Here is a 16,335-nt window from a genome sequence, read left to right on the forward strand (position 1 = left end):
ATCTCCGGCGCAGGACACTAGGCGCAGTCCCGCAGATGTTCTATCGCGTGCCGGATGGATGGCTTGTCCGTCGCCCCGGTACCCGCCGCCGGCCAGGCGGCCGATGGACCGGTCCCCGATCGAACGGGCCGAGCGAAGGGCGCCTGACGGTGAAGGACACCTGGCGAGCGAAAGGCGCCTGACCGGCGAAAGACCAGTTCAGGCGCGTTGTCCTGGGTCTCTGGAAGCCCCCGGGCTTCAGCCCGCCTTCGGCGGCTTCTGCGCGTCGAAGGCGAAGAGAGTGTTCTTGGCCGCGGCCACGATCACCGCACGCCCCGCAAGGGTCACGCGTGAGCTTGTGCCCGGGTCGCCCGTCAGACCGTCGGCCTGCGGGTTTGTTGTCCACAGAGGTTTGCCGTCGTGCGGCGACAGCGCGACCACCCGGCCGGTGGCCGAGCTGAAGTACAGCGCGTCGGCTCCGGCAACAGGACCCGACGCGCCCTCCACGCCGCTCTGCCGTGACCACTTCTGCCGGCCGGTCGCGGGATCGAGCGCGGTGACGAGACCGGTCTGCTCGCTCACGTAGACGGTGTTGTCCGCCAGGCCAGGTGTCCCCGGGTATGTCTTGACCAGTCGGGAGTACGTGACCTTCCGCGAGGCCGGGTCGACCTGTGCCACCCCGTTGTAGCCGGCCGACTGGGTTCCCTCCATGTGTATCTGGAGGAGTACGAGCCTGCCGTTGGCGACGCCCATCGGCACGGCGGGGCCGTTGACCGCGATGGGCCTGCCCAGTGTCCCCGAGGCGCGGTCGACCGGGTACAGGGTGGGGTGGCGCACCGCAAAGGCATTCACTTCCGCATTCGTCGCGCACATCGCGACGAGCTGTGCGCCCATCGGGACGGGAGCGCACTGCGTACCCGCAGGGAATGGCGACGTCCATGCGATCTGACCGCTGTGCGCGTTGCGGGCCTCGAAGCGGGAGTTGGAAGCGTTGACCGTCACGACGTCGGAGCCGACCACAACGGCGTCCTGAGTCCGATTCGTGACGGCCGTCGACTGGGTGCCGGACGGTACGGACCACAGCTCGCGTCCGGTGTTCGCGTCGATGGCCACCACCTCGCTGGGAGGGCCCTGCGGGGCGTCCTGGGCGGCGAAGCGGTAACCGAGCACCGTGTCGTCGGTGGCGCCCACCAGGTACATGCCGTTGGCGGGGACGCCGGGGCTCTTCGCCGTCCACACCCGCGAGCCGTCCTTGGCCCTGATACGGGTCGCGACGACACTGCCGCCGCCGCAGAACAGCGCGTCGCCGTGCGCGACGCAACGCAGCTCGTCGGGGATGTCCGGGCGACCGCCCGGCACGGTCTCGTGCCACGGCTTGAAGCCGTCCGGAAGTGCGGCACCCTGCGCCGCAGGGCCGTTGCCCTTGTCGCCGCCGCTGTTCCCCCCGAAGCCGCCCGTCGTCAGTGCGGCGACTCCTCCACCGATCGCTGCCACCGCGACCACGACCGCGGCCGCGAGCACGGGACGCCATCGGCGAGGCAGCCGGCGGCCGATGGGGGTGTCGGTGCTCCCCGTATCGGGATCGGCCGGGGTGGTGGTCGGGGCAGCCGGCGTCGGGGCAACTGGCGCTGGGGTGGCCGGCGGCGGGGTGGCCGGCGCGGCGGTGGCAGGCGCCGGGGTGGCAGGCGGCGCGAAGTGATGCTGGGTGATCATGTCGCGGGTGCGGCCCGCGCCGACTCCCCCCGCGTCGGCCTGGCCGAGGTCGGCCGGCAGGTCCCGTAGCAGCACGAGGAGTTCGTCCGCCGAGGGGCGCGCGTCGGGCTCCTTGGCCAGGCACGACTCGACGACCGTGCGCAAGGGCACCGGCACGTCATCCAGCGACGGCTCCTCGTGCACCACCTGATACGCGGCTATGTACGGGCTGTCCGCGTCGAAGGGCCCGTGGCCCGTCGCTGCGTACGCCAGCAGCGTTCCCAGCGAGAAGACATCGGACCGCGGCCCCACACCACGCGGCGCCTGCAACTGCTCCGGCGACATGAAGGGCGGCGTACCGATGACCCGCCCGGTGACCGTCAGCGTCTGCTGGTCCATGGCGCGCGAAATGCCGAAGTCGATGACGCGTGGGCCCTCGGGCGAGAGCACGACGTTCGCGGGCTTCAGGTCACGGTGGATGACCCCCACCCGGTGGATGTCCCGCAGCGCCTCCGCCAGCCCGATGGCGAGTCTCCTCAGCTCCGCTCCGCTCAGCGGGCCCTTCGTGGTGATGCGCCGGGCGAGCGTGTGCCCCTGGATATAGGTCGTCGCCATCCACGGCTGCTCGGCCTCAGGGGCGGCGTCGACCACGGCGGCGGTGAACGCGCCGCTCACCCGCCTCGCCGCCGCCACCTCCTGCCGGAAGCGGATGCGGAACTCGTCGTCCGCCGCGAACTGCGGGTGGATCAGTTTGATCGCGACAGGTCGCCCCGAACTCGTACGGGCCAGAAAGACCGTGCCCATGCCACCCGAGCCGAGCCGCGCCTCAAGCGGATAACCCCCGATCTCGGCTGGATCACCTCCGCGCAGCGACACTCTTCCCGACCTCCCGTCCCCGTGTACCTCTGCCCCCACGGGCCTGCGTACCTGTGCTGTACACAAACTAGCCGCAGGGCAGTACAGCAGAGCACAGCGGGTGACGAACAGGGGCCCGGGGCTGCTCCCGTGCCGCACGCGCCGAAGCCCCGCCAAGAGGGGGCGGATGCCGGAGGTTGTTGCAGCACGGTGGTCGGTTGCTCAGCTGCCCGGGCGCGGTCCTCGCCTTGGGGCGTTCTTCGGCTGCACGGGACAGCCGTGGGAGGAACCGGAAGTCAAGGCTTAAACCGGTCTCTCCTCCGAGCAGGCTGAGCGAAAGGCGCCTGACCGGCGAAAGCCCGGGTCAGGCGCCCTTCCTCGAGCCCCTAGAAGAACCCGAGCTTCTTGGGCGAGTAGCTCACCAGCAGGTTCTTGGTCTGTTGGTAGTGGTCCAGCATCATCTTGTGGGTTTCGCGGCCGATGCCGGACTGCTTGTAGCCGCCGAAGGCGGCGTGGGCGGGGTAGGCGTGGTAGCAGTTGGTCCATACCCGGCCGGCCTGGATGGCGCGGCCCGCGCGGTAGGCGGTGGAGCCGTCGCGGGTCCAGACGCCGGCGCCGAGGCCGTAGAGGGTGTCGTTGGCGAGGGCGATCGCCTCGTCGAAGTCGGCGAACGGGGCCACCGCGACGACCGGGCCGAAGATCTCCTCCTGGAAGATCCGCATGTCGTTGTTGCCCTCGAAGATGGTCGGGCGGACGTAGTAGCCGCCCTCCAGTTCGCCGCCCAACTCGGCCCGGGTGCCGCCGGTCAGGACCTTGGCGCCTTCCTTCTGGCCGATGTCGAAGTAGGAGAGGATCTTCTCCAGCTGGTCGTTGGAGGCCTGCGCGCCGACCATGGTGTCGGTGTCGAGGGGGTGGCCCTGGACGATCTTCTCGGTGCGGGACACGCCGGCCGCCAGGAAGTCCGCGTAGTGCCCGCGCTGGATCAGTGCACGGGACGGGCAGGTGCACACCTCGCCCTGGTTGAGGGCGAACATGGTGAAGCCTTCGAGGGCCTTGTCGTGGAAGTCGTCCGCGGCGCCGGAGACGTCGTCGAAGAAGATGTTGGGGCTCTTGCCGCCCAACTCCAGGGTCACCGGCCGCAGGTGTTCGGACGCGTACTGCATGATCAGCCGGCCGGTGGTGGTCTCACCGGTGAAGGCGATCTTGGCGACCCGGGGGCTGGACGCCAGGGGCTTGCCCGCCTCGACGCCGAAGCCGTTGACGATGTTGACGACGCCCGGCGGCAGCAGATCGGCGATCAGGCTCATCAGGAAGTGGATCGAGGCGGGGGTCTGTTCGGCGGGCTTGAGGACCACCGTGTTGCCGGCGGCCAGCGCCGGGGCCAGCTTCCAGGTCGCCATCAGGATCGGGAAGTTCCAGGGGATGATCTGGCCGACCACGCCGAGCGGCTCGTGGAAGTGGTAGGCGACGGTGTCCTCGTCGATCTCCGAGAGGGTGCCCTCCTGGGCGCGCAGTGCGCCCGCGAAGTAGCGGAAGTGGTCGATGGCGAGCGGGATGTCGGCGGCCAGCGTCTCCCGTACGGGCTTGCCGTTCTCCCAGCTCTCGGCGACCGCCAGCGCCTCCAGGTGGTGTTCCATCCGGTCGGCGATCTTGTTGAGCACGCTGGCGCGGTCCGCCGCGGAGGTGCGGGCCCATCCGGGGGCGGCGGCGTGCGCCGCGTCCAGGGCCCGTTCGACGTCCTCGGCCGTGCCGCGTGCCACCTCGGTGAACGTCCGGCCGTTGACCGGTGTCGGGTTCTCGAAGTACCGGCCCTGGACGGGCGCGACGAACTCACCGCCGATCCAGTGGTCGTAGCGCGGCTGATAGCTCATCACGGCATCGGCGGAACCGGGGTTCGCATAACGTGCCATGGGGCGGCCTCCCAATTGATCGCGCGGCGCGGCCCGTCGCTGCCGTGCGGCGGGCGGTGGGGGGAGGCTAGGGCGGCGAAGGTTGCGCGAACGTTGCGTGGGGGAGTGGGGGCGCGGGGCCGGTTGCGGGGGCGTGGCATCAGCGCGTGGCGACCCCTGTACGGGCGGGGCTGCCGGCGGTCAGGCCGTACTCGGTGCGCAGCCGCCCGGCCGCCGCGACGGACGCGGTGCGCGCCGGGGAACGCTCCGGCAGGGCGTCCACGAGGGCCTCCCGGATCTCCAGGTCGTGCTCGCCCCAGGGGGTGAGCGACCAGGCGCGCAGCTGGTCCGGGTCGGCGGCGGTGAGCAGCGCCCGGCGCATCCGGTCCTCCAGCGCGGTGCGCAGCCGGCGGATGCCGGGGGCCTCGGAGGAGGGGAGGAGCGGGCCGCGGTAGGTGTCGAGTGCCAGGGTCAGGTGGTGGTCGGCCAGCTCTCTTTGGGTGGCGGCGAGATCGGTTTCCAGTGGGGCGCTCAGGCGGTAGGGGCGGGAGTGCAGCAGCGGGCCGACCAGGTGCCGCAGTCGGGACAGTTCGGCGCGCAGGGTGACCGGGCGCATCTCCCGCTCGCCGTAGAGGAGTACCGCGAGTTGATCGCCCGTCAGTCCGGCCGGGTGGTGGGCCAGCAGGACCATGATCTCGCTGTGCCGGCGGCCCAGGCGCAGCCGCTCGCCGTTGCGCACCAGCAGCGCCTCGTCGCGGCCGAGCGCCGTGAGGTAGGTGCCCAACTCTCGTGTACAGGAGACGAGATGGGCCTCGGCGGCGCGGGCGGTGGCCTGTACCAGGGCGAGGCTGTGCGGGCTGGCGAGATGGTCGCCGCCGGTGATGTCCACGGCGCCCAGCAGGCGCCCGGTCCGCAGGTCGTGCAGCGGGGCGGCGGCGCACGTCCAGGGCTGCACCCGGCGGTTGTAGTGCTCGGTGGCGAAGATCTGGACGGCGTGGTCGGCGGCGAGCGCGGTGCCCGGTGCGTTGGTCCCGGCGTGGCGTTCGTCCCAGCGGGCGCCGACCACGAAGTTCATCCGTTCGGCGCGGCGCAGCACCCCGCGGTGCCCCTCCACCCACAGCAGTCGCCCCTGCGGGTCGCAGACCGCCAGCAGATGCGCGCCGTCCTGGGCGATGGTGCCCAGCAGTTCCCGGAAGACCGGCATCGCGCGGGCCAGTGGGTGCGCCTCGCGGTAGCCGTGCAGCGCGGCCTCGTCGAGTTCGACGGGCACCTCGCCGTCCGGTGCGGCGCAGGCCCGTGCCGAGCGGCGCCAGGAGTCGGCGACCACCTGCCGGACCGGCGGCGCCACCGTGCCGTCCGTGAGGAACGCCTCGTGCGCCCGGCGCACGGTGCGGATGCGTTCGCCCGGATCGGCGCCCGCTTCCATCGCCAGCCAAGGGTTGACCACGCGTCACCTCTCTGATGCGGCTCCTGTCCCGTACGCCGATGGTGCTCATACCGGCCGGGAGCGTAAACCCCGCGTCGGGCGTGTCGACTCAGCCGCCGCCGGTGGTGCCGCCGGTGGTACCGCCCGCCTGGAGCCGCAGGCCGTCCGCCACGATCAGGTCCGAGGTCACCAGTGCCTGCTCGGCGGTCACCCGCGTCATGTAGACGAACGGCGGGACGACCGGCGGAACGGGGAGGGTGTCGGGGGTGAAGGTGAGGCAGAGGATCCCCTCGATGCAGCCGCTGAACTTGGTGAGGTAGAGGGTCACCGCGCCCTTGAGGTCCAACGCGTCCGCTTTCAGGCCGAGTTGGGGGCCCTGGTGGTCGTGGGTGGTGAGCCGGTAGTCGGTCAGGGTGGCCGCCTTCATGCGCAGCACCATCACCTTCAGCGGTCCGGTGGTGGTGGGCACGGTGGTGACGCCGGCCAGGGTGAAGCCCTGGGGGGCGAAGCGCGTGGTGGTGACGGTCGGCGGGACGGGGGGCGCCGGGGTCCCGGCGGCGCCGGCCCGCTGTGCCGGGCCGCCGAGGGCGGTGAGCAGGGCGATCGGCAGGGCTACGGCGAGTGCCTTGCTGCCGGTGCCGCGGCGGGCCGACGAGCGGTCCGCGGGGTCCGCTCCGGTCGTTATGGCAGGTCGGGTGCCGTCGGGGTCGGGGCCGGGGTCGGAGACCGGGCCGGGGCCCGGTGGCGTCGCGGTCGGACCGGCGGGCCGCGCGGTGTTCGCGTCCGCCCGGCCGGTGTCCGCCGCGTCCCGCACCGGAGTCCACCCGAATCCCAGCGCGCTGCCCGCGATCCCCAGCCCCATCCCGACCAGGAACCCGCCGAGATTGGTCGCGGCGAACGACAGCACCGAAAGGATCAGCACGTTGATGCTCACGTAGTGGTGCGCGGCCGGGGTGCACCACAGGAAGACCCCGGCCACCATCAGCGCCAGTCCGATGCCGAGCGCGGCCAGTCCGCCCAGTCCCAGGCTGACCAGGACGGTCAGTGGGGACAGTGGCACCAGCACCAGTTCGGCGCCGCCCGACAGGAGCAGCAGCCCGGCCCAGAACGGCCGGGTCCGCCGCCACCGCCGGAACGCCGCGCGCCGCTGCGGCCAGGGCAGTGTCCGGTCCAGCCGGGCGCCCCACCGCGCCCGTCGCGCGCTCAGAAACACGTCTTGCCGTCCAGGCTGACGCTCACCCGCAGCCCCTTGAGGCGGAAGTTGCCGCCGGTGGCGGACCAGGCGTGCGACCTGACGCCGGCCACCTCGATGTTGCCGGCCTGGAGTCCGAACTTCCCCCGTGGACCCCTGACCCCCGGCACCGCGTCGAGCGTGCCGGCGTCCCGGCCGATCTGGGCGGTGCCGAACCGGGCGTCACCGACCAGGTCCTCCCCGTCGATGACGAGCCTGTCGGCGCGGACCGGACCGGCCGCCCCGCCCGCGGTCAGTTTGAACACCACCGTTCCCACCGGTGTGCTGACCTGTGCGGCCTGGCAGATGTCGGTCAGGTCGGCCTTGCCGATGCCCAGGAGGGCGACCGGGTGGCCGCGGTCGTCGGTGTCGCGGTCGGTGTGCACGTACGAGGCGAGTCCGTCGCTGGTCAGCTTGCCGGACGCGACCTGGAAGTTGGTGCCGGACACCGCGAACGAGGCGGCCAGCGCGCCCTGTGCCATCGCGGTGGCCAGTGCGCCGACGGCGATGACGGCGGGCACCGCCACCGCCGCGGTCTTCTTCCACGAGGTCCGCCCTTCGGGCGCCCTGCCGTTCGGTGTGCTCACTGCGTCCTCCCCGGGGCAGCGGTCGAATGCGCGAGGGAAGTGCTTCATGGAGCTGTCCGCGGGGGCCCGCCGCAGACCGGAAAAACACAGGTGACGTTCTGTCATACTGCGCAAAACTCTTGGCAGTTGGAGACTAGGGCGGATTTTGAATAAGAGTCAACAGCGCGGACACGCGGCCTCGCGGAGCGACCGCGGCACCGCGCGGTACCAGGCACGTCGCGCCGAACTGATAGCCACCGGAAAGAAGCTGTTCGCCGACACCTCGTACGACGCACTGTCGATGGACGACATCGCGCGCCAGGCGGGGGTCGCCAAGGGGCTGATCTACTACTACTTCACCAACAAGCGCGGCTACTACCTGGCGATCATCGAGGACGCGGTGGCCGAACTCGTCGAGCGCGCCGGCAGCACCCACGACCTGCCGCCCGTCGAACGCGTCCGGCGCACCGTCGACGGCTATCTGCGCTACGCCCAGCACCACCAGGCCGCCTACCGCACGATCGTCACCGGCGGGGTCGGCTTCGACGCCGAGGTGCTGGCCATCCGCGCCCGGGTCCGGTCCCGGCTGCTCGGCACCATTGCGCGCGGTGCCTGGGACCGGGAGGAGATCTCGCCGCTGGCCCGTACGGCGCTGACCGGCTGGCTCTCCAGCGTCGAGGGCGTCACCCTCGACTGGATCGAGGAGCAGGAGCTGCCGCGCGAGACCGTGGCGTCGCTGCTGGTCCGCGGGCTGGGCGACACCCTCCGGCTGATCGAGGAGTACGAGCCGGGCTGCCCGGCGCCGCCCAGGCCGCCTGCCTGACGGTCCGTCGGCAACGGCCCGGACAGGTCCCGGACACGGCCGAGCGGGCGGGAGGCCGTCGCCTCCCGCCCGCTCGTGTTCCCCCGTTTCCCAGGGTGGTCCTTCGACGGGGCGGACCCCGTGGCCGCCGCGGTCGCGGCTACTTGATGGCGTTGATCAGTTCGCCGTCCGAGGTGTCCCCGCTCAGCTCCCAGAAGAACGTCCCGCCCAGTCCCTGGGCGTCCTTGTAGGCCATCTTGGTGCCGATGGTCTGCGGGGTGTCGTAACTCCACCACTGGTCACCGCACTTGGCGTACGCGGTGCCGCCCACGGTGCCGGTGGCCGGGCAGCGGCTCTTGATCACCTTGTAGTCGTCGATGCCCGCCTCGTACTTGCCGGGCGCCGCACCGGTCGCGGTGCCGCCCGGCGCGTCCTGGGTGACGCCCGACCAGCCGCGGCCGTAGAAGCCGATGCCCAGCAGCATCTTGTCCGCCGGCACGCCGAGCTTCTTGAGCTTGGCGATGGTGTCGGTGGTGTTGAACCCGGCCTTCGGTATGCCGTTGTACGACGTCAGCGGGGAGTGCGGGGCGGTCGGCCCCTTGGCGTCCCACGCGCCGAAGTAGTCGTAGGTCATCGGGTCGTACCAGTCGACGTACTGCGCCGCGGCCCCGTAGTCGGTGGCGTCCATCTTGCCGCCGTCCGAGGCGTCCGCGGTGATCGCCGCGGTAACCAGGCTGCTCTGGCCGAACTTCTCCCGCAGCGCCTTGAGGACGCCGGTGAAGGCGTCCTTGCCGCTGGTGTCGCAGGACAGGCCGCAGGCGTTGGGGTACTCCCAGTCGACGTCGATGCCGTCGAAGACGTCGGCCCAGCGCTTGTCCTTGACCAGGTCGTAGCAGGACTGGGCGAACGCCGCGGGGTTCTTGGCGGCCTCGCCGAACCCGCCCGACCAGGTCCAACCGCCGAACGACCACAGCACCTTGAGGTTGGGGTGCAGCTTCTTGAGCTTGCGCAGCTGGTTGAAGTTGCCGCGCAGACCGCTGGGGTCGTCCCAGGTGTCGGCCTTGCCGTCGACGCTCTGGTCGGCGGTGAACGCCTTGTCGTAGTCGGCGTAGGAGTCGCCGATGGCGCACTTGCCGCCCTGGACGTTGCCGAACGCGTAGTTGATGTGCGTCAGCTTGGCCGCGGAGCCGGAGGTCTCGATGTTCTTGACCTGGTAATTGCGGTCGTAGATGCCCCAGTTGGCGAAGTACCCGACGACCTTGTTCCCGGCCGCGGTGGTCTGGGCCGCGGTGACCGGGTGGGCGGCGGTGGGGGCGCCGGTCGGCGACAAGAAGGGGTACTGCGAAGCGGTTCCTGCCGGGGCGGTGGCGGGCGACGGGTGGGCAGAGGCGGAACCGGCGAAGAGGGTGCCGGCCAGGGCCGCGGTACACAGGGCGGTCGCGGCGGCGATCAGCTTCCGCGGCGCTCGCGTCCGGTGCGGTCTGAGCATGTCTTCTCCTCGGAGGGGGGCGAGGGTGGAGCATGGCGGCGTTCCGGCCCGCATGCCTGCCGAATTGGCATGAACGCGCGGAACGTTGGGGGAGAAGTTAGAAGGACTAGACCACTGAGTCAATGGTTCGGACCAATTTGCCGAGCGTGCGGGCACCCCGCCTCCCCGTCCGGAACCGCCGGGCAATTGAAGATCAACCCGTGACGCCGGGCCGCTGATCGGGCATACTCCTAGCGCCACAGCCGCAGGTCATCGCCTTCCGGGACCCGGGACGCGATCATCGGCGAGGCACGACGGAATCCGGCGCCGCCGCCCACCCCATGCGCGCGTCGCCGCAGCGCCCGAAAGGGAGGAGAGCGCCGCCATGACCGAGTACGTCCCCGCGCCGGTGGACCGCAGGCTGCCGACCGAGGAGGCCCGCGACCTGATGGCCTTGGTACGGGAACTCGCCGAGCGCGAGATCCGGCCAACCGCCGCCGAAGAAGAGGAAGCCGGCCGCTTCCCGCGCGCCCTGTTCACCCTGCTCTCCGAATCCGGCCTGCTCTCGCTTCCGTACGCCGAGGAATTCGGCGGCGGCAACCAGCCCTACGAGGTCTACCTCCAGGTCCTGGAGGAGCTCGCGGCCGCCCGCCTCACCGTCGGCCTCGGTGTCAGCGTGCACACCCTGGCCTGCCACGCGCTCGCCGGATTCGGCACCAAGGAGCAGCGCGCCGAGCACCTCCCGGCCATGCTCGGCGGCGGTCTGCTCGGCGCCTACTGCCTCTCCGAGCCCGCCGCCGGCTCCGACGCCGCCGCCCTGACCACCCGCGCCACCCGGAGCGGCGACACCTGGACCCTGGAAGGCACCAAGGCGTGGATCACCCATGGCGGGGTGGCTGACTTCTACACCGTGCTGGCCCGTACCGGCGACAGCGGTGCCCGCGGCATCACCGCCTTCCTGGTGCCCGGTGACGCCGAGGGGCTCAATCCCGCCAAGCCCGAGCGCAAGATGGGCATGAAGGGCTCCCCGACCGCGCAGCTGCACTTCGACGGGGTCCAGGTACCCGACTCCCGCCGCATCGGCGACCAGGGCCAGGGCTTCTCGATCGCCCTCTCCGCCCTGGACTCCGGCCGCCTCGGCATCGCCGCCTGCGCCATCGGCCTCGCCCAGGCGGCGCTGGACGAGGCGCTGGCCTACACCGCCGGGCGGCGCCAGTTCGGCCGCCCGGTCGCCGACTTCCAGGGCCTGCGGTTCATGCTCGCGGACATGGCGACCCAGGTGGAGGCGGGCCGGGCGCTGTACCTCAGCGCCGCCCGGCTGCGCGACGCCGGTCTGCCGTTCTCCAAGGAGGCGGCGATGGCCAAGCTGTTCTGCACGGACACCGCGATGCGGGTCACCACCGACGCCGTCCAGCTGCTCGGCGGCTACGGCTACACCCTCGACTTCCCGGCCGAGCGCTACATGCGCGAGGCCAAGATGCTGCAGATCGTCGAGGGCACCAACCAGATCCAGCGGATGGTGATCGCCCGGCACCTGGCGGGCCCCGAGTCGAACTGAGCCACCGGGGGCGGGGCCGGTCGGTGCCCCGCTCCACCGGCCGTTCCGCACGACCGCGGTCGGCCGGGGCGCACTCCCGCACCGCGCCCCACCGGTGCCCTCGGCGGTCGTCCCGCCCGGTCACCGCCCGAGCCCCTTCATCCCGGTGGCCGTCCCGATCGCCACCACCACGGCGTCCGGCTCGGTCGCCAGGCCGCGGGCCGCCGCCACCGCGACCGCGGACGACGGCTCCAGCAGCAGCCCCTCCGCGGCCAGCCGCCGGTATTCGGCCATGGTCACCTCGTCGTCCACCGCCACCGCGGTACCGCCGGTGCGCCACAGCGCGTCGAGCCCCTGCCAGCACGGCCGCTGCTCGCCCAGCGAGAACGCCACCGACGGGCCTCCGGCCACCCGGGTCCGCTCCTGCTCGGCCCGGTCGGCGTGGCGCAGCGCGGCGGTGAACGGCGCCGCCGGCGCGGCCTCCGCGGCCACCAGCCGGGGCACCTCGGCGATCAGCCCGGCACCCGCCAACTCCCGGAAACCGCGGGCGATTCCGGCCAGCAGATCGGCCCGGCTGGTGGGCACCACCACCGCGTCGATCCGCCGCCCCGCGAAGTCCCGCGCCAGTTCGTGGGCGACCGACTTGTAGCCCTCGTTGGCGTACGGGTTCCCGCCCGGCGACGGCGCCGAGAAGCTGGTCAGCGGGTACCACCCGTGCTCCGCGACGGCCGCGGCCATCGCCGCGTTGCGCTCCGCCGTGCTGCCCCGGTGCACCACCCGCTCGGCCCCCAGCGCGTCGATCTGCGCCCGGAGCCCGGCCGGTACCGCGTCGGTGGTGAACACCACGCAGCGCAGCCCGGCCCGGGCGGCGTAGGCCGCGGCCGCCGCTCCGGCGTTGCCCGAGGACGCCGCGGCCACGGTGTCCGCCCCGGCCGCCAGCGCCGCCGCCACCCCCACGGACATCGCCCGGTCCTTGTGCGACCCGGTCGGATTGCCGCCCTCGTACTTCAGCCACAACTCGCTCACCGGGGCGAGTTGTTGAGGTGCGTCCGCAAGCGTGGTGCGCAGTCGTACGACGGGTGTGTTCCCCTCGCCGAGGGTGATCGGCGGGCCGGGCACCGGCAGTGCCGTCGGCCAGCCCCAGGGGCCGCCCGGGTACGCCGCGAGGTCCAGGCCGGTCAGATCCGCCAGCGGGGGCGGGGTGTTGACGCCGACGCCGTCGCGGGCGCAGGACGGGCAGCCGGTGAAGCCGTTCGCGGCACGGCCGCAACGCGGGCAACGCAAGGGGGCGGGGGGCATCGTCGTCGCTCCTGGGGTCGGGGCCGGGCCACGGTGGACGAGCGCGACGGTAACAGGCGTAAAGCGGCAGTGCCACCTACATATTTCGAGGGTGTGGCCGCTCGCCAATATCTGACGTACCGTCAATTCCTCGTTTCCCGGTGATCCCCGTGCGACCGCGCCCAGGAGGGACCGTGTCCGACCGCCCGATCCCGCTCGACGAATACCCGATCCACCAAGTCCCGCTCTCCATGCGGCAGGTGGCCACCAGCGACCGCAACGCCTACGACCGCTGCATCTTCCACGTCCTGGACCACACCGGCCGCGCCCTGCTCATCGCCGGCCTCGGCGTCTACCCCAACACCGGCGTCATCGACGCCTACGCCACCCTCCGCCTCGGCGACCGGCTGCACGCCGTCCGGGCCTCCGACGCGCTCACCGACGACCGCCTGGCACTCACCGTCGGCCCGCTCACCCTCACCGTCGAAGAACCCCTGCGCCGCATCCGGCTCACCTGCGCCCCCGACCCCGCAGACCCCGACGGCCTGTCCTACGACCTGACCTGGACCGCGTCCTTCCCCGCCACCTGGGAACCGCACCACACCCAGCACCGCGGCGGCCGACTGATCCTGGAGGGCCGCCGCTTCGTCCAGGCCGGCACCTGCACCGGCACCCTCCGCGCGGCCGGCGAACAGCTCACCGTCACACCGGGGGAGTGGACCGGCACCCGCGACCGGAGTTGGGGCGTGCGCCCGATACCCGGCGAGGACGGCGGCCGGGCCGCCGCCGAGTCGCCGACGCAAGGGTTCCACTGGATCTGGTGCCCGGTCCGCTTCGACGACCGGTTCGTCATGGTCATCGTCCAGGAGGACGCCGACGGCCACCGCACCCTCAACGAGGCGCTGCTGGTCCGCGACGGCGCCCCCGACCGCCAACTGGGCTGGCCGCAGGCCGACATCAGCTACCGCCCCGGCACCCGCCACCCCGAACGCGCCGTCCTCCACCTCGCCGACCCCGGCCGCAGGCCCCTCGAACTCACCGCCGAGGTCCTCACCTCCTCACCACTCGCCCTCGGCGCGGGCTACCCACCCGCCGACGACTGGCAGCACGGCACCTGGCAGGGCCGCGGCTGGACCGACCGACGCGTCTACGACCTCTCCGACCCGACCGCCCACCCGCTCGCCGCCTACGGCGTCACCGACCACGCCGCCCGCTTCACCCTCGACGGCCGCACCGGCTACGGCATCTTCGAACACGGCAGCTTCGGCCGCCACGACCCCAGCGGCTTCACCGGCTACGACTCCGTCGCCCCGGACCGCGCCGGCCGCCCCGGAGAGGCCGCCCGATGAGCGCCGCACCGCGCCCCCGCACCACCACCCGCGACCCCGAAGAGCTCACCCGGCGACTCTCCGCCTGGCTCGCCACCCGCCTCCCCGGCGCCCGCGCCACCGAGGCCACCGTGCCCGCCTCCAACGGCATGTCCAGCGAGACCCTGCTCTTCGCCATCGACCACCCGGACCCGCCGTCCCCCGCGCTCTCGGCCGCGTTCGCGCAGGCAGGGGCCCCCACCTCGTGCGCCCTCCGGCTCGCCGCCGACCCCGCCGCGTACACGATCTTCCCGCGCTACGACATGCCCCGGCAGTACCGCACCATGGAACTGGTCGCCGACCGCACCGACCTGCCGGTGCCCCGCACCCTCTGGCTGGAGGAGGACCCCGCGCACCTCGGCGCGCCGTTCTTCGTCATGGCCCGCGCCACCGGCCGGGTACCGCCCGACGTCATGCCCTATACGTACGAGGGGAGTTGGCTGCACGACGCGACGGACGGCGAACGCGACCGGCTGGAGGCGGCCAGCGTCTCCGTCCTCGCCCGCCTGCACGACCAAGTCCCCGCGGAATCGGCGGAGTTCCTCGCACTGCCCGGCACCGGCACCGCCTTGCGCCGCCACGTCGACGCCCAACACGCCTACTACACCTGGGTGGTCGACGGACTCCCGCGCTCCCCGCTCATCGAGCGCGGCTTCGCCTGGCTCGCCGACCACTGGCCCGAGGACCCCGGCGGCACGGTACTCACCTGGGGCGACGCCCGGATCGGCAACATCGTGTACGACGGTTTCGAACCGGCCGCGGTCCTCGACTGGGAGATGGCCGCCCTCGGCCCCCGCGAACTCGACCTGGGCTGGATGATCTACCTCCACCGCTTCTTCCAGGACCTCACGGAGTCCGGCGGCCAGCCCGGACTGCCCGATCTGCTGCGCCGCGACCGCGTCGAGAGCCGCTACGCCCAGCTGACCGGGCACCAACCGCGCGCAATGGAGTTCCACACCCTCTACGCGGCCCTGCGGCACGCCATCGTGATGCTCAGGGTGGCCTACCGCCAGGTCCACTTCGGTGAGGTGCCGGTCCCGGCCGACGCCGACGGGCTGATCCTGCACCGGGACACGTTGGAGGAGATGCTCGCCGGCCGCTACTGGTGAACCGCCGCGGCCGGCGTCCGGAACGTCAGCCCCGGCGGCGGGCGCGGGGCACCCGGGCCGACCGCTCACCCGGCCCGCCGGGGTGCGAGAACGGCTGGCGACGCCAGTCCAGGCCCTCCGGGAGCGTCAACAGGATGGCCACGTCCTGCTCCTGGGCGTCCATCATGTCGTCGGTGTCCGGGGCGTCGGCCGCCGGCCGGCCGGAGCCCTGGCACACCGTCAGCGCGAACGGGTTCCACGGCGAGACGCACAGCGCGTGCTCCGGAAGCGTGTCCTCGTCCGCCAGCAGCGCGATCGGCTGCCCGCAGTCCGGGCAGGTCACGCGGTAGATCTCGTAGGTGTCGAACGGATCGTCCACAGCGTCCTCGACCGGGAAGCCGAAACTGTCGCCCTCCTGGGCGCCGACCTGGGCTGCGGCGGATTCCTGCTTCAGGCGTCGCATGATGTCCATCCCCCTCGGGTGGGCCACTCGGACCGCTGATTTCGTTCGTGTGACCGGCGGTCTCGGCCAACACCAGCAATGCCCTTCATGCCGGGCGCATAATCGCCGACGCCCCTCGGACCCGGCGTCACCGGTGTGGCATTCCTCACATGACCCGGTGTGCGGGTGTCCACGATCCGGTGCGCGCTGCGCACACGCGCCCGCGCACAGTAGGTTGAGCGGGTGGAGGAGTTGGACCGACAAATCGTGGATCTGCTCGTCAAGGACGGGCGGATGAGCTACACCGACCTGGGCAAGGCCACCGGCCTGTCCACCTCGGCGGTGCACCAGCGCGTGCGCCGCCTGGAACAGCGCGGGGTGATCCGCGGCTACGCCGCCATCGTCGACCCCGAAGCCGTGGGCCTGCCGCTCACCGCCTTCATCTCGGTCAAACCCTTCGACCCCAGCGCCCCGGACGACATCGCCGACCGGCTCGCCGAGGTCCCCGAGCTGGAGGCGTGCCACAGCGTCGCGGGCGACGAGAACTACATCCTCAAGGTCCGGGTCGCCGCCCCGCTGGAGCTGGAGCACCTGCTCACCCGCATCCGCAGCCTGGCCGGCGTCTCGACCCGCACCACGGTGGTGCTCTCCACCCCCTACGAGGCCCGCCCGCCGCGGATCTGACCGTCCGGGAGCCGACCCCCGGGCGCCGGGC

13 protein-coding genes are annotated in these 16,335 nt (G+C 72.3%); 5 read left to right on the plus strand and 8 right to left on the minus strand.

The window, feature by feature from the left end; all coding sequences use genetic code 11:
* Positions 1-237 precede the first annotated feature (237 nt).
* The 5 genes from CG747_RS31500 to CG747_RS31520 all read right to left on the minus strand — a co-directional run bounded on the left by CG747_RS31500 (position 238) and on the right by CG747_RS31520 (position 7,659).
* Positions 238-2,547: a PQQ-binding-like beta-propeller repeat protein gene (locus tag CG747_RS31500; RefSeq protein WP_100605269.1), complete on the minus strand. Its 2,310-nt coding sequence runs from the start codon at positions 2,545-2,547 to the stop codon at positions 238-240.
* A gap of 365 nt (positions 2,548-2,912) precedes the next feature.
* The gene (gene adh / locus CG747_RS31505; protein WP_100605270.1) at positions 2,913-4,436 is read right to left on the minus strand and encodes an aldehyde dehydrogenase; all 1,524 of its coding nucleotides are present in this window, start codon (positions 4,434-4,436) and stop codon (positions 2,913-2,915) included.
* Between the two features lie 139 nt (positions 4,437-4,575).
* Positions 4,576-5,862 (minus strand): helix-turn-helix domain-containing protein, encoded by a 1,287-nt coding sequence (locus tag CG747_RS31510; protein ID WP_100605271.1) that lies wholly within the window; start codon positions 5,860-5,862, stop codon positions 4,576-4,578.
* 88 nt (positions 5,863-5,950) lie between these two features.
* The gene (locus tag CG747_RS31515; RefSeq protein ID WP_100605272.1) at positions 5,951-7,054 is read right to left on the minus strand and encodes a DUF6114 domain-containing protein; all 1,104 of its coding nucleotides are present in this window, start codon (positions 7,052-7,054) and stop codon (positions 5,951-5,953) included.
* Positions 7,045-7,659, minus strand: a complete 615-nt coding sequence (locus CG747_RS31520) for a DUF6230 family protein (RefSeq protein ID WP_100605273.1) — start codon at positions 7,657-7,659, stop codon at positions 7,045-7,047. Before CG747_RS31520 ends, CG747_RS31515 begins: the two co-directional genes overlap by 10 nt.
* 145 nt (positions 7,660-7,804) lie before the next feature.
* On the opposite strand from CG747_RS31520, the gene CG747_RS31525 reads away from it, so the two are divergent.
* Positions 7,805-8,461: a TetR/AcrR family transcriptional regulator gene (locus CG747_RS31525; protein ID WP_100605274.1), complete on the plus strand. Its 657-nt coding sequence runs from the start codon at positions 7,805-7,807 to the stop codon at positions 8,459-8,461.
* 139 nt (positions 8,462-8,600) lie between these two features.
* Here CG747_RS31525 and CG747_RS31530 read toward each other — a convergent pair whose 3' ends face one another.
* Entirely contained in the window at positions 8,601-9,929 is a 1,329-nt protein-coding gene (locus CG747_RS31530; protein ID WP_100605275.1) for a glycoside hydrolase family 18 protein, read from the minus strand.
* 364 nt (positions 9,930-10,293) lie between these two features.
* Here CG747_RS31530 and CG747_RS31535 point away from each other — a divergent pair, with 364 nt between their 5' ends.
* A complete protein-coding gene (locus CG747_RS31535) occupies positions 10,294-11,466 on the plus strand; it encodes an acyl-CoA dehydrogenase family protein (protein ID WP_100605276.1) in 1,173 nt (390 codons plus the stop codon).
* 120 nt (positions 11,467-11,586) lie between these two features.
* Here CG747_RS31535 and CG747_RS31540 read toward each other — a convergent pair whose 3' ends face one another.
* The gene (locus tag CG747_RS31540; protein ID WP_100605277.1) at positions 11,587-12,744 is read right to left on the minus strand and encodes a pyridoxal-phosphate dependent enzyme; all 1,158 of its coding nucleotides are present in this window, start codon (positions 12,742-12,744) and stop codon (positions 11,587-11,589) included.
* A gap of 173 nt (positions 12,745-12,917) precedes the next feature.
* On the opposite strand from CG747_RS31540, the gene CG747_RS31545 reads away from it, so the two are divergent.
* Together CG747_RS31545 and CG747_RS31550 are read left to right on the plus strand one after the other, a co-directional pair.
* Complete coding sequence (locus CG747_RS31545) at positions 12,918-14,072, plus strand: hypothetical protein (RefSeq protein ID WP_100605278.1); 1,155 nt, start codon at positions 12,918-12,920, stop codon at positions 14,070-14,072.
* On the plus strand, positions 14,069-15,199 hold the full coding sequence (locus tag CG747_RS31550) for a phosphotransferase family protein (protein ID WP_100605279.1): 1,131 nt from the start codon (positions 14,069-14,071) through the stop codon (positions 15,197-15,199). The genes CG747_RS31545 and CG747_RS31550 overlap by 4 nt, the downstream gene beginning before the upstream one ends.
* Before the next feature lie 25 nt (positions 15,200-15,224).
* Here CG747_RS31550 and CG747_RS31555 read toward each other — a convergent pair whose 3' ends face one another.
* Positions 15,225-15,650 carry a hypothetical protein gene (locus CG747_RS31555; protein ID WP_180985779.1) on the minus strand — a complete coding sequence of 142 codons (426 nt, stop codon included), beginning with the start codon at positions 15,648-15,650 and terminating at the stop codon, positions 15,225-15,227.
* Between the two features lie 213 nt (positions 15,651-15,863).
* On the opposite strand from CG747_RS31555, the gene CG747_RS31560 reads away from it, so the two are divergent.
* A complete protein-coding gene (locus tag CG747_RS31560; RefSeq protein ID WP_016575508.1) occupies positions 15,864-16,304 on the plus strand; it encodes an Lrp/AsnC family transcriptional regulator in 441 nt (146 codons plus the stop codon).
* The last annotated feature ends 31 nt before the right edge of the window (positions 16,305-16,335 follow it).

Source organism: Streptomyces sp. CB02959, from assembly GCF_002803155.1.
In the GTDB taxonomy this organism is placed as follows: Bacteria; Actinomycetota; Actinomycetes; order Streptomycetales; family Streptomycetaceae; genus Streptomyces.

What these genes read in the sequence shown, in the direction of transcription:
- adh (WP_100605270.1), bottom strand. Translation starts at nt 4,436, where the DNA reads ATGGCACGTTATGCGAACCCCGGTTCCGCCGATGCCGTGATGAGCTAT.
- CG747_RS31530 (WP_100605275.1), bottom strand. Translation starts at nt 9,929, where the DNA reads ATGCTCAGACCGCACCGGACGCGAGCGCCGCGGAAGCTGATCGCCGCC.
- CG747_RS31535 (WP_100605276.1), top strand. Translation starts at nt 10,294, where the DNA reads ATGACCGAGTACGTCCCCGCGCCGGTGGACCGCAGGCTGCCGACCGAG.
- CG747_RS31540 (WP_100605277.1), bottom strand. Translation starts at nt 12,744, where the DNA reads ATGCCCCCCGCCCCCTTGCGTTGCCCGCGTTGCGGCCGTGCCGCGAAC.
- CG747_RS31550 (WP_100605279.1), top strand. Translation starts at nt 14,069, where the DNA reads ATGAGCGCCGCACCGCGCCCCCGCACCACCACCCGCGACCCCGAAGAG.
- CG747_RS31555 (WP_180985779.1), bottom strand. Translation starts at nt 15,650, where the DNA reads ATGGACATCATGCGACGCCTGAAGCAGGAATCCGCCGCAGCCCAGGTC.